Origin of the sequence: Aeromicrobium yanjiei (genome assembly GCF_009649075.1) — a bacterium.
Lineage (GTDB): Bacteria > Actinomycetota > Actinomycetes > Propionibacteriales > Nocardioidaceae > Aeromicrobium > Aeromicrobium yanjiei.
This window is the reverse complement of sequence record NZ_CP045737.1, coordinates 2,512,041-2,530,847: the sequence shown is the minus strand read 5'-3', so window position 1 is coordinate 2,530,847 and position 18,807 is coordinate 2,512,041. Positions and strand designations below refer to the sequence as shown.

Here is an 18,807-nt window from a genome sequence, read left to right as displayed (position 1 = left end):
GCGATGTTACCGAGCCGTAACCTGAGGCGTCACCCGTTCGAGCCTGTGATCCAAGACTCAGTGTCCGACTCGTCGAGGAGTTGACACGACCGGCATCCCAGCGGCGCAGGCCGCTGCCTCCGTCCGCTGAGGGGAGACTCCGGTCCGCTGACGCGCGGGTTGAGAACGGGCGGGAAAGCGATCTGACGCGGAGGACGGCGGACGTTCCGTGCCGGGACTCTCCCGTCGGCGGACGCAACCCGCGCGTCAGCGGACGCAACCCGCGCGTCAGCGGACGGGGGAGGGGATCAGTGGGACGCGCTCGTGGCCGGCTGCACCAGCTCGACCAGGACGCCGCCGGCGTCCTTCGGGTGGACGAAGTTGACCCGGCTGTCCGAGGTGCCGCGCTTGGGCGCGTCGTAGAGCAGGCGGACGCCGCGCTCGCGCAGGATCGCCGACACGGCCTCGATGTCGGCCACGCGATAGGCCAGCTGCTGGATGCCCTGGCCGTTGCGGGCGATGAACTTGGCGATCGTGGACTCCTCGCTCAGCGGCGCGAGCAGCTGGATGCGGGTGTCGGAGTCACCGACCGCGAGCATCGCCTCGCGGACGCCCTGTTCCTCGTTGATCTCCTCGTGGACCGAGTGCAGGCCGAACGTCGTGGCGTAGAACTCGAGTGCGTCATCGAGGTCGGGCACGGCGATGCCGACGTGGTCGATGGTCAGGAGCAGGTGGTCGGGAACCAACGGGGTCGTCATGCCACGAGGGTAGGGCACACCCCCGGGGCGGGGCGGGGTGATCCATGGCACATCCCGGTCGCGGCAGGTTACCAGTGCGTAAAGTGTGATCACCGTCTATTCAGAGACTGCCTTCGAAGGAGCTCTTCCCATGACCCAGTCCGTCATCGTCGCCGGTGCCCGCACCCCGATCGGCCGCCTCCTCGGCGGTCTCAAGACCCTCTCCGGCTCGGATCTCGGAGGACTGGCGATCAAGGGCGCCCTCGAGCGGGCAGGCGTGAGCGGCGACCAGGTCGACTACGTGATCATGGGCCAGGTGCTCCAGGCCGGCGCGGGCCAGGTCCCGGCGCGGCAGGCGGCCCACAAGGGCGGCATCCCGCTCACCGTCCCGGCGATCACGATCAACAAGGTGTGCCTCTCGGGCATCAACGCGATCGCGATGGCCGATCAGCTCATCCGCGCGGGCGAGCACGAGATCATCGTCGCGGGTGGCCAGGAGTCGATGACCCAGGCGCCGCACATGCTGCTGGGCTCGCGTGAGGGCACCAAGTACGGAGACACCAAGCTCGTCGACCACATGGCGGCGGACGGTCTGTGGGACGCGATGACCGATCAGGCGATGGGCGGCCTGACCGAGCAGATCAACGTCGAGAAGCAGAAGTTCTCCCGCGAGGAGCAGGACGCGTTCAGCGCCGCCTCGCACCAGAAGGCGGCCCTCGCGCAGAAGAACGGCGTCTTCGACGACGAGATCGTCCCGGTCGAGATCCCGACCCGCAAGGGCGACCCGATCGTGATCTCGGCCGACGAGGGCGTCCGTGGCGACACGACGACCGAGTCGCTCGGCAAGCTGCGTCCGGCATTCGACAAGAACGGCACGATCACCGCGGGCTCGGCCAGCCAGATCTCGGACGGTGCCGCGGCCGTCGTCGTCATGAGCAAGGCCAAGGCCGAGGAGCTCGGTCTGTCGTGGATCGCCGAGATCGGCGCCGCCGGCGTCGTCGCCGGTCCGGACTCGAGCCTGCAGAGCCAGCCGTCCCGGGCGATCGCCCAGGCGTGCGAGAAGGAGGGCATCGCGCCCACCGATCTGGACCTGGTCGAGATCAACGAGGCCTTTGCCGCCGTCGGCATCGCCTCGACCTCCGAGCTGGGCGTCGACGAGAGCATGGTCAACGTCAACGGCGGCGCAATCGCGCTGGGCCACCCGATCGGCGCCAGCGGCGCGCGGCTCGTGCTGCACCTCGCCCTCGAGCTGGGTCGTCGCGGTGGAGGCATCGGCGCCGCCGGTCTGTGCGGTGGAGGCGGCCAGGGCGACGCGCTGATCATCCGCGTCCCGAAGAAGTAGTCCTTCCGCAGTGACCGGGAGCAGCCGTGCCACGCCCGTGGCCGATCTCGTGCAGCAGGCACGCGACGGCCAGCCCCGGGCGGTGGCGCGGCTGATCTCCTTGGTGGAGGATCGCTCGCCGGCGCTGCGCGAGGTCAGCGCTGCGCTGTCGCCGTGGGTCGGCAGCGCGCACATCGTGGGAGTCACGGGCTCGCCCGGCGTCGGCAAGTCCACCTCGACCTCCGCCCTCGTCGCCGCGCTGCGGGCCCAGGGCAAGCGGGTGGGCGTGCTCGCGGTCGATCCCACGTCCCCGTTCTCCGGCGGCGCGCTCCTGGGCGACCGGGTCCGCATGCAGGACCATGCGCTCGACGAGGGCGTCTACATCCGGTCGATGGCCAGCCGCGGTCACCTCGGCGGGCTCTCCGCGACGGCACCGCAAGCGCTGCGGGTGCTGGACGCCGCGGGGTGCGACGTCGTGCTGGTGGAGACCGTGGGCGTGGGCCAGTCGGAGGTGGAGGTCGCCGGCCTCGCCGACACCACGCTCGTGCTGCTGGCGCCCGGCATGGGAGACGGCATCCAGGCTGCGAAGGCCGGGATCCTCGAGATCGGCGACGTCTTCGTGGTCAACAAGGCCGACCGCGACGGCGCGGCCGCGACCCGTCGCGAGCTGCGGTCGGTGATCTCCATGACGGACCGGGGCGACGGTGCCTGGAAGCCGCCGATCCTGCTGACCACCGCGACGACGGGGGAGGGGGTCGCTGAGGTCGTCGACGAGATCCTCGCGCACCGGGCGCACCTCGAGGAGTCCGGTGAGCTGCGCCGCAGGCGCCTCGCGCGCACGCGCCGCGAGATCGAGGCGCTCGCGCTGACCGAGGTGCGCTCGCGCTTCTCCCTGTCCGGTGATGCGCGTCTCGACACCCTCGCCGAGCAGGTGCTGGCGGGCGACTCCGACCCGTTCGCTGCCGCGGACACCCTCGTCGAGAGTCTCTGAGCGGCGCGCCTGTCGGGATCGCTGGGACGGCCTTGGCACCATGGACCCGTGCTGAAGAAGGTCTTGTTGCTGCTCGTGGTCGGGTTCGTCGTCTATCAGCTGGTGAACTCGCCGGCGAGCGCCGCCGACACCGTGAACGACGCCTACGACTGGATCCGTGACGCCCTGGACCGGCTCGACACCTTCGTCCGTGAGCTCAGCGCGTAGGCAGCCGGTCGGCGATGCGGGGCGCCCGATGGACGGCACCTGACCGTCTGTCGACGACCTTCCTATGATGGAGCCATGACCTTCTCGCGTCCCGGTGCCATCGATCTCTCTGCGCTGAAGCAGCCTGCCAGCCGTCCCTCGCCCGCCGCGGGCGGCGCAGCGGGCGCGGGCGGCGGCTCGTACGTCGTCGACATCGACGAGCGGACCTTCCAGACCGTCGCCCTCGAGGGATCGATGTCGTACGTCGTCGTGCTCGGGCTCTGGTCCTCGCGCGCCCCGCAGGGGGCGGCGTTCAACGACCTGCTCGGCCGGGTCGTGGACTCGTACGCCGGCCAGATCCTGCTCGCTCGCGTCGATGTCGACGCGAGCCCGCAGATCGCGCAGGCGCTCAACGTCCAGGGCGTGCCCTTCGTGGCAGGCCTGGTCAAGGGGCAGCCGGTGCCGCTGTTCCAGGGCGCGGTCGACGAGACCGAGATGCGTCGCTACTTCGACGAGCTCGTCCGCCTCGCCGCGGAGAACGGCCTGACCGGGCGTGCGCAGCCGGTGGGTGGTGCCCCGGCCGAGGGTGAGGCCGAGCAGGAGCCCGAGGACCCGCGGTTCGCCGCCGCCGAGGAGGCGTTCATGGCGAGCGACTTCGACACCGCGGTGGCGGAGTACGAGAAGCTGCGCGTGCAGTATCCGGCCGACGTCGAGGTCGCCGAGCGTCTGGCCCGGGTCAAGTGGCTCTCGCGCACCAAGAACGCCGATCTGCAGGCGGCCCGCAAGGCTGCCGCGGACGATCCGGACGACATCGAGGCACAGATGCTCGTGGCCGACCTGGACGTCAGCGGCGGCAACGTGGAGGACGCGTTCCTGCGCCTGATCGACCTGGTCAAGCGCACGTCCGGCGACGACCGCGAGACCGTCCGCGAGCGGCTGCTCGAGCTGTTCACGGTCGTCGGCATCGCCGATCCGGTCGTCATGACGGCCCGCCGCGCGCTGGCCACTGCCCTCTTCTGAGTCGGCGCCCCGCCGCATTCGCCAGGCGGATCCGGCCGGTCGACCACGACCCGCCGGACATCGCTGCAACCTGACCTGTTTCGGCGATCCCGAGAGGTAGGGTCGGGGCGGCGTACCCGCCTGAGGGCGCGAGGGGGAGTGGCGATGCGGACGAGGTGCGGCTGGGCCCTGTCCGTCCTCGGTGTGCTCCTGGCCCTCCTCGGCGCGGCCGTCATGGTCGTGCTGGGACCCGACAGCCGGTTCTCCACCGGGCCGCACCTCATCGAGACCGATGACGCGGCGGTCGTCACGACGCCCCGCGTGATCAGCTGGGCCGACGTGCAGCTCGACGTGCTCGCCGAGGTCCCGGTCCGCAAGCCGGTCTTCGTGGGCCTGGCCAACTCGGTCGACGTCCGTGACTACGTACGCCGCACCAAGCGGCTCGAGGTCACCGACTTCAAGCGCCCCTGGGACATCACGACGCGGTCGGTGGACGGCAGGCCCAACCTGCCCGGCGCGCCGACGGCCCTCGACTGGTGGATCGACAGCTCGGCCGGCCTGGGTGGTGCCAGCATCAGCACGCAGCTGCCGGACCAGACCGTCTCGCTCGCGATCTTGTCGGTCGGTTCGTCCAATCTGTCCGGGCTCGAGGTCACGGTGGCGTACGGCGTGAAGGGTGGGTTCGCCAAGGGCCTGGCCCTGCTCCTGCTGGGCCTCGGTGTCGCGTGGATCGGCGTCCTCGTGCGCCGCGGCGACGGTGTGGATGACGAGGACGACCCGGAGGAGGACGTCGTCGAGGAGATCGTCTACGTGTACGTCGACGAGGACGGCGTCGAGCACGAGATCTCTGCGGACGAGGCGAGGGCCCTCGAGGTCGTGGCGGAGGTCGAGGAGCCCGCGCCCGAGTCGAAGCCGGACCCGCAGCCGGAGCCGCAGGTCGTGTACGTCTACGTGGACGAGGACGGCGTCGAGCACGAGGTCGGCGAGGACCAGCTGGACGAGTTCGAGGTCGTGGACGAGGGGGAGAGCAGATGAGGCAGCTGCGCGGGGTGTCGGCCCTGGTCTGCGTCCTGTCCCTGGCAGCATGTGCGGTGCCGCACCAGCGCAGCGAGGCCAGGATCGAGAAGACCGCGGCCCGCGAGACCGAGGTCGCCCGGATCTTCGACCGCTACCGCGAGGTGCGCAACACCGCGATCGAGCTGCTGGACGCCAAGCCGCTGTCGACCGTGGAGACCGGTCCGGTGCTCGCGATCGACTCGGGCTCGTTCGAGGTCTCCCAGCGGCTGGCCAGGACCCAGAAGACCGACACGTCCGCAGTCGAGGTCACGCAGGTGCTGACCCCGCGCTTCGGCGCGTACCCGCTCTGGTTCTTCGCGGTGGTGCGCGACCCCGACGCGGGCGTCAGCCGGGTCCAGATCTTCGAGCGTGAGTCCTCGGTCGACCCGTGGCTCCTGAGCGCGTCCCCCGAGATCCTCGACGGCACCACGTTGCCGCAGATCCGGCGGGAGTCCGGCGCCCCCGTCACGGTCAAGCCGAAGGACGGCGTCGGCATGTCGATGTCCGTGCAGGACGCGGCGGCCGCCTACGTGAAGGTGCTGTCCGATCCGAAGGCGCCCGAGGCGAGCAGGATCGTCAGCGACTCGTTCATCGAGCAGATGCGCTCGGCAGCACAGACCAACGGCTCCCTCAAGGGCGTCACGTTCTCCCAGACGTGGGGCGCGGACGACGTGCGATACGCGCTGCGGACCGCGGACGGGGGAGCGTTGGCGTTCGTGACGCTGCTGCGCTCCGACACGTACGACGTGAAGGAGGGCCTGACCATCACGTGGCCCGAGGGGACCCCGCAGCAGGCGTTCCTCGCCTCGGGCATCGCCGGATCGGGCAAGCTCAACTACTACCACCAGGTGCTGCTCTACATCCCCGGCGGAACGGGCAAGCCGCGCGCGCTGGGACAGTACGGCGGGGTGGTCAGCGCGGACGCCGCCGGCACCGCGAGCCCCTGACCGCTACTCCGCGGCCTTGGGCGCCTCGCGGTAGGTGGGCAGGCTGCCGGACTCGACGGCCTCGAGCAGCTCGATCGCGGCGGCGGTCGCTCGCTCGCGGACGGTCGCCGGTTCGCACCACGTGACCGACTTGATCTCCGAGGCCTGCAGCGTCATGCCCTCGGTGATCGAGCCGTCGACCACGCCGAGGTCGAACAAGAAGATGCAGGCGTCGTCCCAGCCCCGCCACGCCGGCAGCCAGTTGACCGTGAGCAGCCCGCGGACCTCGGCCGTGATGCCCAGCTCCTCCTCCAGCTCGCGCACGAGGCCGAGCGCAGGCGGCTCGCCCACCTCGACGACCCCGCCGGGCAGGTCCCACTCGCGCTTGTAGGTCAGCTCGCACAGCAGGACCCGGCCCTGCTCGTCACGCAGCAGGCCTTGGCTGATCACGCGCTTGGTCGGCAGTCCCGCGTTGAGGATCGCGGTGAAGCCTTCCTTGCTGGAGGCTGGCGGGTCGTCGGCCAGCCGCGCCATGAGGACCTCGTCCGCGCGGTCCCCGGGCAGGCGGATGACCCCCTCGCGTCGCATCCCGCTGAGGGACGCCGCCCGGATCTGCGGCGCGTCGTCGAGCGGCAGGCGGACCTCGATCCGGCCGACACCGAGCGTCGTGAACGCGTGCTCGGCCGCGAGCCGCAGCGCGCGGCCCACCACGAACGGCTGCTGGATGCTCGAGTTCCACCGGATCGAGGCGATGCCCCGGCCCTCGGAGCGGAGGGCGACCGTGCCGACGCGCTCGTCGGCCAGGACGATCGCGAAGCCGGTGAACTCGTCGGAGCCTGTGGTGGGCACGAGGGAGAGGTCGTCGTCGCGCAGGGTGACGGTCATGCCTTCAGGTTATCCGGCCGCGCCCGGCCGTGGCGCGTACGCTCGACGGGTGAGCGAGCAACGTGCCGTGGCGGCCGTCGAGGCGTCCGGGATCGACTACGAGATCACCCGCCACGGACCGGTGGCGTCCCTCGCCGAGGCGGCAGCATCGCGCGGGGTCGAGCCGCGCGAGATCGTCAAGACGCTGGTCGTGCGCCGGGCCGACGACGACGTCGTGCTGGTGCTGGTGCCGGGCGACCGGACGTTCTCGTGGCCCAAGCTGCGAGCCGTCCTCGGCACGTCCCGGCTCTCGATGCCGGACGCCGCCGGTGCGCTCGCGGCCACGGGCTACGAGCGGGGCACGATCACCCCGTTCGGCTCGACGACCCCGTGGCCGGTCGTCGTCGACGCGTCGGTGACCGGTCGGATCTCGCTGGGGGCCGGTGCCCACGGCGTCGCGATGACGGTGGATGCCGCGGACGTCGTCCGGGTGCTCGATGCGCAGGTCGCCGACATCTCCGACGACGCGTAGCGCCCGGGGCGTCCGCCGGGCGAAGGGATGGTCAGCGGGTGTGACCTGTGCCACTATGCCCCCGTGGAGATCGAGAATGTCCTGTGGATGCTGCTCGCGCTGGCGGCCGTCGTGGTGCTGCTGACCAGGCTGCGCCTGCATGCCAACGAGGCGCAGGCCGGTCACGCGCAGGTCTCCGACGGGCTGGTCAACGCGCACACGGTCGTCGGCGTGGCGATGCTCGCGGTCGGTGCCTACTACCTGTCCTCGCCCGCGGAGACCTTCGGCGTGCTGGCCGTCGCCGTCTGGTCGCTCGAGGCGCTCATCGGACTGTTGATCCTCGCCCGCTGGCTCCCCGCGAGTGGGCGGCACGCCGCCGCGGCGACCGACGACAGCTGGGCACGGGGCCCGTTCCTCTCGCTGCTCGGCCACGTCGGCATGGTGCTGGGCGTGGCCTTCTTCTCGTACTGCGTGTTCGCCGGCCAGGTCGCCTGAACCCCGGCCCCGGCGGCGGTGCGCGGGCGTCCACGTCGACCGCCGAGGTGGACGCGGGCGCACCGCCCGGGCGCGCCCCTATGCTCGACGGCGAAGGCGTCCGCCGCGGGCGTCGATGAGTGTCAGGAGGACATCGTGGGAGAGTTCGTGCGACTCGAGGTCAGCGACGGGGTGGGGACGATCCGGCTCGACCGGCCCAAGATGAACGCGATCAGCGCCCAGGTGCAGGACGAGCTCTCGGTGGCGGCGAAGGAGGCCGACTCCCGCGACGACGTCGCCGCGGTCGTCGTCCACGGCGGGGAGCGGGTCTTCGCCGCCGGCGCCGACGTCAAGGAGATGGCCACCCTGACGTACACGGAGATGGTCCGTCGGTCCCACCTGCTGCAGGCGTTCACCCGCGACATCGCGGCGATCGGCAAGCCCACGGTCTCGGCCATCACCGGCTTCGCGCTGGGCGGCGGCTGTGAGGTCGCGCTGTCCACGGACGTGCGTTTCGCGGCCGACAACGCCAAGCTCGGCCAGCCCGAGATCCTGCTGGGCATCATCCCCGGCGCGGGCGGCACCCAGCGGCTGTCCCGCCTGATCGGCCCGGCCAAGGCCAAGGAGCTCATCTTCAGCGGACGGTTCGTGGACGCGCAGGAGGCGCTCGCGATCGGCCTGGTCGACCAGGTCCACCCTGCCGACAAGGTCTACGCGAAGGCAGTCGAGTGGGCCGCCCAGTTCGTCGGCGGACCGGCACTCGCGCTGCGTGCGGCCAAGAGCGCCGTCGACCGGGGTCTCGAGGTGGACCTGCAGACCGGGCTCGAGATCGAGCGGGTCGAGTTCGCCGGCCTGTTCGCGACGGACGACCGCCAGGCCGGCATGGATTCCTTCGTCCAGAACGGCCCCGGCAAGGCCACCTTCACCGGCAGCTGACCCCTCACCGACGCTGGGCCTGACGTCTCTGCCGACACGCGGTCGGCGTGTCTGCAGAGACGTCAGGCCCAGCGGGAGTGGGGATCAGCGGCGGTCGTCGTCCGTTGGGGCGACGTGGGTGGGACGGTCGGAGGTCCCGCCCTCGACCTGACCCTCGGCCGCCGCGCGGTCGACGTGCGAGCCGTGCCCGGTGTCGGTGCCGGCGGCGCGCTCGTCCTCACGACCTGCGACGTACGCGCTCCTGGCGTCGGTGCTGCCCGTCGTCCGCTCGTCACCGCGTCCGGCGGTGCGGCTGTGCCCGTCGTCGGCCTTGGCCGTGCCGTCGGGATCGAGGCGATCGGCCTCGGCGAGGCGCTCGTCGACGTGGCTGCGGACCTTGGAAGCCTCGTGCTCACGCTCCTGGGCGGCGCGCTCCTTGGCCTCGGCCTCGACGCGGGCCTGCTCGGCCTCCGCGCGGATCGCCGCGGCGTCGGCCTCCTTGCGCCGGGCCTCGATCTCGACATCGCGCGCCTCGTGACGGATGCTCGAGGCCTGCTCGCGGCGAGCCGCCTTGCGCTTCACCTCGGCTCGCTTGGCCATCATGACGCCCACTGCGATGATCGCGATGATCGCGAGCGCAATGAGGGCCCAGACCCACCAATCGAAGTCCTTCAAAGTGTCCATGGTGTTTCCTCCCTGTCTGGCCGGGCGTACCCGTACGGCGAGCCGGCAAACAAGGACCTCCGCATCTGGGGACCTTGTGGCCGTTGCCTAGATTGGGGGAGTGCCGAAGCTCGATGTGCAAACTGCTGTCCTGATCACCCTCCTCGGCGTCGCGGTGGCCCTCATCGGCCTGGTCTTCCTGATCCTGGCCGAGTGGCAGGTGGGCCTGACGCTCGCAGCGCTCGGCATCGCCGCAGGCGCCCTGGGATATCGCGCGTGCGACTCCTGACGGGCCGGCGTGACGACCGCTGAGATGGCGTCGTCAGGACCGGTCCGCAATGCTGGTGGCGTGTCACCACAGCTCCCTTCCCCTGACCTTTCCGAGCTCGCCACGTTGCACGGTGTGGGCGTGTCCTACGAAGGCTCCGACCGCTCCCAGGTGCACGTCGACGCGCCCGTCGTCGTGGCCGTCCTGAAGATGCTCGGCGTCGACGCGTCGACCCCCGAGGCCGTGACGAGCGCCCTGGCCGAGGCCCGGCGCGCCGCCGACACGACCGACCTGCCGCCGACGGTCGTGGTGGTCGAGGGCAGCGGGCGCGAGCTCCCCGGTCCGGCACGCCTCGTGCTGGAGGACGGGACGACGCGCGAGGTGGGATCGGTCCCGGACGACCTGCCGCTGGGCTATCACCGCATCGTCACGGACACCCAGGACGTGACGCTGCTGGTCGTGCCCGAGCGCATGCCCGACGTGCCACGCACGTGGGGCTGGATGCTGCAGCTGTACGCCCTGCACTCGACGCACTCCTGGGGCATGGGTGACTTCGGCGACCTCGCCGAGATGGCCCGGCGTGCAGGCCGTGAGCAGGGCGCCGGCGTGCTGCTGGTCAACCCGGTGCAGGCCGTGAGCCCGACGCACCCGATCCAGAGATCGCCCTACTCGCCGTCGAGCCGGCGGTTCGCCAACCCGCTCTACCTGCGCCTCGCCGACACCGCGGCGTACGCGGCGGCCGGCGACGACGTGCGCGCACAGGTCGACGCGCTCGCCCCCGAGCTGGGCGAGCTGATCGACCATGACGCCGTCTGGGACGCCAAGCTCGCCGCCCTCGACATCCTGTGGCCGCACCGCCCCGAGGAGGAGCGCCGCAGCACGCACGATGCCGAGCTCGAGGCCTTCGCGACGTTCTCGGCGATCGCCGAGCGGCACGGCGGCGACTGGCGGGACTGGCCCGCCTCGCTCCAGGACCCGACCAGCGAGGCCGTCCGTCAGGTGCAGGTAGACCTGGCCGACCGCATCGCGTTCCACGCCTGGCTCCAGCTGCTGTGCCGCGAGCAGCTCGACGCGGCACGCGACGAGGCCCGTGCGGCCGGCATGCCGGTCGGCATCGTCCACGACCTCCCCGTCGGGGTCAGCGCGGGTGGCCCCGACACCTGGTCGCACCGCGACGACTTCGCGCCGGTCGTCCGGGTGGGATGCCCCGCGGACGCGTTCAACGAGCTCGGCCAGGACTGGGGCCTGCCGCCGTGGAAGCCGCAGGCGCTCGCGGAGTCCGGCTACGCCCCCTTCCGTGACGTGGTCCGCAGCGTGCTGCGGCACGCCGACGGGATCCGTGTGGACCACATAGCGGGACTGTGGCGGCTGTGGTGGATCCCGCCGGGAGAGCCCGCGCACCGCGGCGCGTACGTGCACTACGACCCCGACGCGATGGTGGGCGTCCTGATGCTCGAGGCGCAGCGTGCCGGCGCGATCGTGGTCGGCGAGGACCTCGGGACGGTCGAGGACGTGGTCACCGAGACCATGCACCGCCGGGGCATCCTCAGCTCGGCCGTGCTGTGGTTCGAGCGCGACTGGGACGCCCCCGGGCAGCCGCACGACCGTCCTGCGGACTGGCCGGTCGAGGCGATGGCCAGCATCACGACACACGACCTGCCGACCGCCAGCGGCTGGCTGAACGCCGAGCACGTACGACTGCGGGCGTCGCTCGACCTGCTCGACGGCCCCGAGGACGAGGCCTACGCGAAGGCCGCCGACGACAAGGCCGCGCTGCTGGACCTGCTGCGTGCCGAGCAGGTGCCGTTCGACGAGGACGACACGGCCAGCATCGTCGTCGGCCTGCACGCCGTGATCGCCCGCGCGGCCTCGAGCCTGGTGCTCAGCTCGCCGAGCGACGTGGTGGGGGAGCTGCGACAGCCGAACCTCCCGGGCACGGTCGACGAGTACCCGAACTGGCGGATCCCGCTGCCGGTCGATCTCGATGCGTTCTTTGCCGACGACGGGGTACAAAGAGCCATCGAGCCGCTCCGCACCGCGCGAGCGGCCGTTTCCCTGTCGAAACCTGTTTGAAGGAGTCCTGTGCAGCCCTGGCCCGGAAGTGCATCACCGCTGGGAGCCACGTACGACGGCACCGGCACCAACTTCGCCCTGTTCTCGGAGGTCGCCGACTTCGTGGAGCTGTGCCTGTTCGACGAGAGCGGGACCGAGACGCGGGTCCGCCTCGAGGAGGTCGACGGCTTCGTGCACCACGCGTTCCTGCCGGGCGTCAACCCCGGACAGCGCTACGGCTACCGCGTGCACGGTCCATACGACCCCGAGCAGGGCCTGCGGTGCAACCCCAACAAGCTGCTCATGGACCCCTATGCCAAGGCCGTCACGGGCACGATCGACTGGGATCCGTCCCTGTTCTCGTACGACCTCGACGAGCCCGACCAGCGCAATGACGCCGACTCGGCCGGCCACGTCCCGTACTCGCTGGTCGTCAACCCGTTCTTCGACTGGGCCAACGACCGTCCGCCGCGGACGCCGTACAACGAGAGCGTCATCTACGAGGCGCACGTCAAGGGCCTGACGATGAACCACCCCGACCTGCCGCCGGAGCTCCGCGGCACGTACGCGGGCATCGCGCACCCCTCGATCGTCAACCACCTGAAGGATCTCGGCGTCACGGCGATCGAGCTGCTGCCGGTGCATCAGTTCGTGACCGACCACTACCTGTCGGAGAAGGGCCTCACCAACTACTGGGGCTACAACACGATCGGCTTCTTCGCCCCGCACGACGCGTACGCCGCGCAGCCGGGCGGCCAGGTCGAGGAGTTCAAGGGCATGGTGCGCACGCTGCACGAGGCGGGCATCGAGGTCGTGCTCGACGTGGTCTACAACCACACCGCCGAGGGCAACCACCTCGGTCCGACGCTCTCGATGCGTGGCATCGACAACTGCGCGTACTACCGCACGGTCGAGGACGACCCGGCGTTCTACATGGACTACACGGGCACCGGCAACTCGCTCAACGTCCGCAGCCCCCACACGCTGCAGCTCATCATGGACTCGCTGCGCTACTGGGTCACCGAGATGCACGTGGACGGATTCCGCTTCGACCTCGCGGCCACGCTGGCCCGCGAGTTCTACGACGTCGACAAGCTCGCGACCTTCTTCGAGCTCGTGCAGCAGGACCCGGTGGTCAGCCAGGTCAAGCTCATCGCCGAGCCGTGGGACGTGGGCCCGGGCGGCTACCAGGTCGGCAACTTCCCGCCGCTGTGGACCGAGTGGAACGGGCTGTACCGCGACACCGTCCGCGACTTCTGGCGCGGCGAGCCGTCGACGCTGGGCGAGTTCGCGTCGCGCCTCACCGGCTCGTCCGATCTCTACCAGGACAACGGCCGGCGCCCGTACGCGTCGATCAACTTCGTGACCGCCCACGACGGCTTCACGCTGAACGACCTCGTGTCCTACAACGACAAGCACAACGAGGCGAACGGCGAGGACGGCCGCGACGGCGCGGACGACAACCGCTCGTGGAACTGCGGCGTCGAGGGCGAGACCGACGATCCCCAGATCCTGGACCTTCGCCGGCGCCAGCGCCGCAACCTGATGGCCACGCTGCTGCTGTCGCAGGGCGTCCCGATGATCCTGCACGGCGACGAGATGGGCCGGACCCAGGGCGGCAACAACAACGCCTACTGCCAGGACAACGAGGTCGCGTGGGTCGACTGGGAGCTGGACGAGGGTGAGCGTGAGCTGCTCGACTTCACCACCGCGGTGACGCAGTTCCGCCGTCAGCACCCCGCGTTCCGCCGTCGTCGGTTCTTCCAGGGCAAGCCGATCCGCAAGGCCGACGAGCTGGCCGACATCGCCTGGTTCACGCCGAGCGGCGAGGAGATGAAGGAGCAGAACTGGGACGACGCCTTCGGCAAGTCCATCGTCGTGTTCCTCAACGGCGACTCGATCGCGGACCGCGACGAGCGGGGCATGCGGGTCACCGACGACTCCTTCCTCATGGCGTTCAACGCGCATCACGAGGACATCGAGCTCGTGCTGCCCGACGGGGAGTACGGCGACAGCTGGAGCGTCGTCATCGACACCGCGACCGGAGCGGTCGACGAGGTCGGGTCGAAGATCCACGCGGCGGGCGACACCATGAACCTCGCTGCGCGGTCGCTGGTCGTGCTGCAGCGCGCCTCATGACCTCGCGATCGACGCCGTCGTCGACCTATCGCCTGCAGCTGCGCCCCGAGTTCGGCTTCCGTGACGCCGAACGGGTCGTGGGCTACCTCGAGGCGCTGGGGGTGGGTGCGGTCTATCTCTCCCCGGTGCTCGACGCGACGCCGGGCTCGACCCACGGCTATGACGTCACCGACCCCACCAAGGCGCGGCCCGAGCTCGGCGGCGAGGAGGGCCGGCTCGCGCTGGCCGGTGCCGCCCGCGCCGGCGGCATGGGCCTGGTCGTGGACATCGTGCCCAACCACATGTCGGTCGAGGTGCCCTTGGCCAATCCGTGGTGGTGGTCGGTGCTCCTGGACGGCGCCGAGTCGCCGTTCGCGCACCACTTCGACATCGACTGGTCACGCGAGCGGATCCTCGTCCCGGTCCTCGGCTCGGCCGAGGACGTCGCGGCCCTCGCGGTCGAGGGCGACGAGCTCGTCTACTACGACCACCGGTTCCCGATCAGCGGGTCGACGGAGGGGACGCCGCAGGAGGTCCACGACCGCCAGCACTACGAGCTGGTCGACTGGCACCGCGGCAACACCGAGCTCAGCTATCGACGGTTCTTCGACGTCACGACCTTGGCCGCGGTGACGGTCGAGCGTCCTGACGTCTTCGACGACGTGCACCGCGAGGTGCTGCGCTGGGTCGCCGACGGTGACGTGACGGGCCTGCGGGTCGACCACCCCGACGGCCTCGCCGATCCCACGGCGTACGTCCAGCGGCTCCGCGAGGCGGCTCCCGACGCGTGGATCGTGATCGAGAAGATCCTGCACCCGGGCGAACGGCTGCCCGGGTCGTGGCCGGTCGACGGCACGACCGGGTACGACGCACTGGGCGAGGTGTCCGGTGTGCTGCTCGACCCCGCAGGGGAGACCGTCCTCACGCAGCTGGCCGAGCGCCTCGGCGTGCCGACCGACTACGCAGCGGTCGAGGAGCAGGCGCGACGACTCATCACCGACTCGATCCTCGTCGCGGAGGTGCGCCGCATCGCCGGGCTCCTGCGGGACGTCGAGGTCGACGCTGCCCGCGAGGCTGTCGCGGAGACCATGATCGCGTTCGGCGTCTATCGTTCCTACCTGCCCGAGGTGGGCGACGAGTGGTCCCGGGCGATCGACCGGGCGACCGCGCGACGTCCCGATCTGTCCGGCGCCCTGGCGGCCCTCGACGAGCAGGTCCGAGGCAATCCGGACGGCGAGCTCGCGACACGCATCCAGCAGACGTCCGGCATGGTCGTGGCCAAGGGCACCGAGGACACCACGTTCTACCGGTTCACCCGGTTCGCGGCGCTCAACGAGGTCGGGGGATCGCCGGACCGCTGGGGGATCGACGTCGAGGACTTCCATCGGCTCGCCGCCGCCCGCGACGCGGACGCCCCGGCGACGATGACGACCCTGACGACGCACGACACCAAGCGCTCGGAGGACACCCGCGCGCGCATGGCCGTGCTCGCCGAGGTGGCCGACGAGTTCGCCGAGCTGGTCACCGGCTGGCACGATCGGTGCGGGATCGACGAGCCCTCGCTCGACCTGCTCGCGTGGCAGACGCTCGTCGGGGCCTGGCCCATCAGCGACGAGCGGTTGTCGGACTATCTCCTCAAGGCCGCGAAGGAGTCCAAGCTCCGCACGACCTGGACCGAGCCCGATGAGGACTTCGAGCAGGCCGTCGCGGCCTGGCCGGCCCGGGTCAGGGCAGAGCTGGGCGACGAGGTGCAGGCCTTCGTCGATCGGATCACGCCGGCGGGCTGGTCCAACTCGTTGTCCGCCAAGCTGCTCCAGCTCGCCGGACCGGGGGTCCCCGACGTCTACCAGGGCACCGAGCTGTGGGACTTCTCGCTCGTGGATCCCGACAACCGGCGCGCGGTCGACTACGACCTGCGCCGCGAGCTGCTCGACCGGTTCGGCGAGGGCCTCGTGCCGGACCTCGACCTGTCGGGTGCCGCGAAGATGCTCTTGGTGCACCGCGTGCTGACGCTGCGCCGCGACCGGCCCGAGCTGTTTGCGGGCTACACGCCCCTCCGGGCGAGCGGACCCGCGGCCGAGCACGCGATCGCGTTCGCGCGAAGTGCTGACCTGGTCGCCGTCGCGACGAGGCTCCCGATCGGCCTGGAGCGTCGCGGCGGATGGGACACGACCTCGCTGTCCCTTCCCGAGGGACGCTGGACCGATGTCATCACGGGCACGGAGGTCGACGGCGGTGAGGTCGCGGTCGCGGACGTCCTGGCCCGCTATCCGGCGGCGCTGCTGGTGAAGGGAGACGCCTCGTGACGGTGAGGGTGTGGGGCCCGGAGCTCGAACGGGTGCGGGCGAGGGTCGCGGACAGCGACCACGAGATGCACCGCGACCACGCCTCCGGGTGGTGGTCCGTCGACGTCGACGTGCCGCACGGCACGGACTACGCCTTCGTGCTGGGCGACGACGAGACGCCCCTGCCCGACCCGCGCTCGACGTGGCAGCCGCAGGGGGTCCACGCGCCCTCGCGGGCGTACGACCACTCCCGCTTCGCGTGGACCGACCAGGCGTGGGAGGGCCGCGCGCTCGAGCGGTCAGTCATCTACGAGCTGCACATCGGCACGTTCACGCCCGGCCGCACGTTCGACAGCGCGATCGAGCGGCTCGACCACCTCGTCGACCTCGGCATCGACCTGGTCGAGGTGCTGCCGGTCAACTCGTTCGACGGTCCCCACGGCTGGGGCTACGACGGGGTGCTGTGGGGGGCGGTCCAGGAGTCCTACGGCGGACCCGACGGCTTCAAGCGCTTCGTCGACGCGTGCCACGCGCGCGGGCTGGGCGTGCTGCTCGACGTGGTCTACAACCACCTCGGCCCGTCGGGTGCCTACCTGGATCGCTTCGGCCCCTACTTCGCGGGCCAGAACGACTGGGGCCCGGGGCTCAACCTCGACGGTCCGCAGTCCGACGAGGTGCGCCGCTACGTGCTCGACAACGCGATGGCGTGGTTCGAGCACTTCCACGTCGACGGCCTGCGCCTCGACGCGGTGCACGCGCTCGCCGACACCCGGGCGCTGCCGATCCTCGAGGAGCTGTCGGCCGAGACCGCGCAGATGTCCGCGCGTCTGGGGCGGCCGCTCACGCTGATCGCGGAGTCCGACCTCAACGACCCCCGCACGGTCACGCCGCGCGCCGAGCACGGTCTCGGCATGGACGCGCAGTGGTCCGACGACCTGCACCACGCGCTGCACGTGCGGGTGACGGGGGAGACCGACGGCTACTACGCCGACTTCGCGGCCCCCGGCGCGCTGGCCAAGACGCTGCGGGGTGCGTTCTTCCACGACGGCACCTGGTCGTCGTTCCGCGAGCGCACCCACGGGCGTCCGGTCGACACCGCAGCCGTGCCCGGGACGGCGTTCCTCGCGTACCTGCAGAACCACGACCAGATCGGCAACCGGGCGGCGGGCGACCGCATCTCCGCGACGATCTCGCCGGGCCTGCAGGCCTGCGCGGCCGCGATCGTCCTGCTCGGCCCCTACACGCCGATGCTGTTCATGGGGGAGGAGTGGGCCGCCTCGACCCCCTGGCAGTTCTTCGCCTCCTTCCCCGATCCCGATCTCGCCGAGGCCGTCCGCACCGGACGCCGCCGCGAGTTCGGCCGGCACGGGTGGGGCGAGTCCGAGGTGCCCGATCCGATGGACCCCGCAACGGTCGAGCGGTCGACGCTGGACTGGTCGGAGCCCACGTCCGCGGGACACCGCGAGGTGCTGGAGACCTACCGCTCGCTCATCGCGCTGCGGCGCGAGCACCCCGAGCTCGCAGATCCGTCGTTGGACGGCTTCCGGGTCGAGGTCGCCGACGACGACTCGTGGCTCGTGATGCACCGGGGACCGTGGCAGGTGCGCGTCGACTTCGCCGCCGAGACCTACGAGGTCTCCGCCTCCACCCGTCCCGCGAGTGGCGCAAGCTGAAGGTTCTGGGACGGCGTGTCGTCCACTTGTGCGCCAGTCGCGGTTCGGCTTGCGCCACTCGGTACGTCCTCATGACGGGACCACCGCGAGCCAGGGCACGCGCCAGCCTGCGAGGGCGACGTCCCCGCGCTCGAACGCGGACCGGGTCACCGTGACCGCCCCGCCGGCCGCGGGCTCGTAGACCCTCAACGCGTCGGTGGAGGCCGCCGTCACGAGCACGACGTGCCGCGGCGACCAGGCGTTGCCGACGTAGAGCGGGACGGGGTGGCCGGCCCGGACGGCGTCCACGATGCGGTCGTACGCGGCACCGGGTCGGCCCGGGTCGACGAGGTCCACGCGGTGTGGGTGTGCGGTGGCCAGGGTCAGCTGCCGAGCCAGTCCCCAGGGTGAGGTGCCGAGAGCGCTGATCCAGGGCGACTGGAGCCTCCCGGCGCGGTCCCGCCAGCGGCCGGTCTGCCGGTGCATCGCGAGGGCCTCGGCGTGGAACAGCTCAGCGGGGGACAGCTGCGACGTCCTGCCGGTGGCGGGGTGGCGGCCGGTCGCGACGAACGTCGCGTAGGCCGGGTCGGCGAGCATCTCGGCCATCACGAGGACCGCCGAGCCGCAGGTGGTCGGGTCGGGCTGCGTGTACGTCCCGGAGGCGGCCTCGAAGGGCGTCCGGGGGGCCGGCGTTCGTGTGGCCGCCGGGGGAGCGATGCTGCGGTCCTGCAGACGGGCCAGGACGGTGCGCAGGGCCAGCACGCCTCGGGTCGCTCGATCGATGCCCATGCCTGCACTCTAGGGAGTGAA

The 18,807-nt window shown here is 71.2% G+C and carries 18 protein-coding genes; 14 read left to right on the top strand and 4 right to left on the bottom strand.

Going from position 1 to position 18,807, the window contains the following annotated elements:
- Positions 1-287 precede the first annotated feature (287 nt).
- The gene (gene mce / locus GEV26_RS12400) at positions 288-737 is read right to left on the bottom strand and encodes a methylmalonyl-CoA epimerase (RefSeq protein WP_153653462.1); all 450 of its coding nucleotides are present in this window, start codon (positions 735-737) and stop codon (positions 288-290) included.
- A 130-nt stretch (positions 738-867) separates the two neighbouring features.
- Here mce and GEV26_RS12395 point away from each other — a divergent pair, with 130 nt between their 5' ends.
- The 6 genes from GEV26_RS12395 to GEV26_RS12375 all read left to right on the top strand — a co-directional run bounded on the left by GEV26_RS12395 (position 868) and on the right by GEV26_RS12375 (position 6,216).
- Positions 868-2,058: an acetyl-CoA C-acetyltransferase gene (locus GEV26_RS12395; RefSeq protein WP_153653460.1), complete on the top strand. Its 1,191-nt coding sequence runs from the start codon at positions 868-870 to the stop codon at positions 2,056-2,058.
- A gap of 10 nt (positions 2,059-2,068) precedes the next feature.
- Positions 2,069-3,028 carry a methylmalonyl Co-A mutase-associated GTPase MeaB gene (gene meaB / locus GEV26_RS12390; RefSeq protein WP_243838738.1) on the top strand — a complete coding sequence of 320 codons (960 nt, stop codon included), beginning with the start codon at positions 2,069-2,071 and terminating at the stop codon, positions 3,026-3,028.
- Positions 3,029-3,076: 48 nt separating this feature from the next.
- The gene (locus tag GEV26_RS17900; protein WP_194839844.1) at positions 3,077-3,235 is read left to right on the top strand and encodes a hypothetical protein; all 159 of its coding nucleotides are present in this window, start codon (positions 3,077-3,079) and stop codon (positions 3,233-3,235) included.
- Positions 3,236-3,310: 75 nt separating this feature from the next.
- Positions 3,311-4,234, top strand: coding sequence for a tetratricopeptide repeat protein (locus GEV26_RS12385; RefSeq protein WP_153653458.1), 924 nt, complete (start codon positions 3,311-3,313; stop codon positions 4,232-4,234).
- 144 nt (positions 4,235-4,378) lie between these two features.
- Positions 4,379-5,248 (top strand): hypothetical protein, encoded by an 870-nt coding sequence (locus tag GEV26_RS12380; RefSeq protein WP_153653456.1) that lies wholly within the window; start codon positions 4,379-4,381, stop codon positions 5,246-5,248.
- Positions 5,245-6,216, top strand: coding sequence for a DUF8094 domain-containing protein (locus GEV26_RS12375; protein ID WP_153653455.1), 972 nt, complete (start codon positions 5,245-5,247; stop codon positions 6,214-6,216). Before GEV26_RS12380 ends, GEV26_RS12375 begins: the two co-directional genes overlap by 4 nt.
- A 3-nt stretch (positions 6,217-6,219) precedes the next feature.
- Here GEV26_RS12375 and GEV26_RS17990 read toward each other — a convergent pair whose 3' ends face one another.
- Positions 6,220-7,080 carry an NUDIX hydrolase gene (locus GEV26_RS17990; protein ID WP_208430756.1) on the bottom strand — a complete coding sequence of 287 codons (861 nt, stop codon included), beginning with the start codon at positions 7,078-7,080 and terminating at the stop codon, positions 6,220-6,222.
- A 49-nt stretch (positions 7,081-7,129) separates the two neighbouring features.
- Between GEV26_RS17990 and GEV26_RS12365 the strand changes: the two genes are divergently transcribed.
- The 3 genes from GEV26_RS12365 to GEV26_RS12355 all read left to right on the top strand — a co-directional run bounded on the left by GEV26_RS12365 (position 7,130) and on the right by GEV26_RS12355 (position 8,980).
- Positions 7,130-7,591 carry an aminoacyl-tRNA deacylase gene (locus GEV26_RS12365; RefSeq protein ID WP_243838736.1) on the top strand — a complete coding sequence of 154 codons (462 nt, stop codon included), beginning with the start codon at positions 7,130-7,132 and terminating at the stop codon, positions 7,589-7,591.
- Between the two features lie 63 nt (positions 7,592-7,654).
- A complete protein-coding gene (locus GEV26_RS12360) occupies positions 7,655-8,065 on the top strand; it encodes a hypothetical protein (protein WP_153653451.1) in 411 nt (136 codons plus the stop codon).
- A 135-nt stretch (positions 8,066-8,200) separates the two neighbouring features.
- Positions 8,201-8,980 carry an enoyl-CoA hydratase/isomerase family protein gene (locus GEV26_RS12355; protein WP_153653449.1) on the top strand — a complete coding sequence of 260 codons (780 nt, stop codon included), beginning with the start codon at positions 8,201-8,203 and terminating at the stop codon, positions 8,978-8,980.
- 84 nt (positions 8,981-9,064) lie between these two features.
- Here GEV26_RS12355 and GEV26_RS12350 read toward each other — a convergent pair whose 3' ends face one another.
- Complete coding sequence (locus tag GEV26_RS12350; protein WP_153653448.1) at positions 9,065-9,643, bottom strand: hypothetical protein; 579 nt, start codon at positions 9,641-9,643, stop codon at positions 9,065-9,067.
- A 100-nt stretch (positions 9,644-9,743) separates the two neighbouring features.
- On the opposite strand from GEV26_RS12350, the gene GEV26_RS12345 reads away from it, so the two are divergent.
- The 5 genes from GEV26_RS12345 (at position 9,744) to treZ (ending at position 18,018) form a co-directional block, all read left to right on the top strand.
- A complete protein-coding gene (locus tag GEV26_RS12345) occupies positions 9,744-9,911 on the top strand; it encodes a hypothetical protein (protein WP_153653446.1) in 168 nt (55 codons plus the stop codon).
- Positions 9,912-10,031: 120 nt separating this feature from the next.
- The gene (gene malQ, locus GEV26_RS12340; protein ID WP_243838734.1) at positions 10,032-11,963 is read left to right on the top strand and encodes a 4-alpha-glucanotransferase; all 1,932 of its coding nucleotides are present in this window, start codon (positions 10,032-10,034) and stop codon (positions 11,961-11,963) included.
- Positions 11,964-11,972: 9 nt separating this feature from the next.
- On the top strand, positions 11,973-14,081 hold the full coding sequence (gene glgX, locus GEV26_RS12335; protein ID WP_153653444.1) for a glycogen debranching protein GlgX: 2,109 nt from the start codon (positions 11,973-11,975) through the stop codon (positions 14,079-14,081).
- Positions 14,078-16,366 carry a malto-oligosyltrehalose synthase gene (gene treY / locus GEV26_RS12330; RefSeq protein WP_153653443.1) on the top strand — a complete coding sequence of 763 codons (2,289 nt, stop codon included), beginning with the start codon at positions 14,078-14,080 and terminating at the stop codon, positions 16,364-16,366. Before glgX ends, treY begins: the two co-directional genes overlap by 4 nt.
- Positions 16,363-18,018, top strand: coding sequence for a malto-oligosyltrehalose trehalohydrolase (gene treZ / locus GEV26_RS12325; RefSeq protein ID WP_153653441.1), 1,656 nt, complete (start codon positions 16,363-16,365; stop codon positions 18,016-18,018). Before treY ends, treZ begins: the two co-directional genes overlap by 4 nt.
- 69 nt (positions 18,019-18,087) lie before the next feature.
- Here the strand turns inward: treZ and GEV26_RS12320 are convergent, their stop codons facing one another.
- A complete protein-coding gene (locus GEV26_RS12320; RefSeq protein WP_153653439.1) occupies positions 18,088-18,786 on the bottom strand; it encodes a cysteine peptidase family C39 domain-containing protein in 699 nt (232 codons plus the stop codon).
- Positions 18,787-18,807 lie beyond the last annotated feature (21 nt).

Bases quoted from the DNA above. Each gene is read 5' to 3' on its own strand.
- mce (WP_153653462.1), bottom strand. From the start codon at position 737: ATGACGACCCCGTTGGTTCCCGACCACCTGCTCCTGACCATCGACCAC.
- GEV26_RS12395 (WP_153653460.1), top strand. From the start codon at position 868: ATGACCCAGTCCGTCATCGTCGCCGGTGCCCGCACCCCGATCGGCCGC.
- GEV26_RS12385 (WP_153653458.1), top strand. From the start codon at position 3,311: ATGACCTTCTCGCGTCCCGGTGCCATCGATCTCTCTGCGCTGAAGCAG.
- GEV26_RS12380 (WP_153653456.1), top strand. From the start codon at position 4,379: ATGCGGACGAGGTGCGGCTGGGCCCTGTCCGTCCTCGGTGTGCTCCTG.
- GEV26_RS12375 (WP_153653455.1), top strand. From the start codon at position 5,245: ATGAGGCAGCTGCGCGGGGTGTCGGCCCTGGTCTGCGTCCTGTCCCTG.
- GEV26_RS17990 (WP_208430756.1), bottom strand. From the start codon at position 7,080: ATGACCGTCACCCTGCGCGACGACGACCTCTCCCTCGTGCCCACCACA.
- GEV26_RS12350 (WP_153653448.1), bottom strand. From the start codon at position 9,643: ATGGACACTTTGAAGGACTTCGATTGGTGGGTCTGGGCCCTCATTGCG.
- treY (WP_153653443.1), top strand. From the start codon at position 14,078: ATGACCTCGCGATCGACGCCGTCGTCGACCTATCGCCTGCAGCTGCGC.
- GEV26_RS12320 (WP_153653439.1), bottom strand. From the start codon at position 18,786: ATGGGCATCGATCGAGCGACCCGAGGCGTGCTGGCCCTGCGCACCGTC.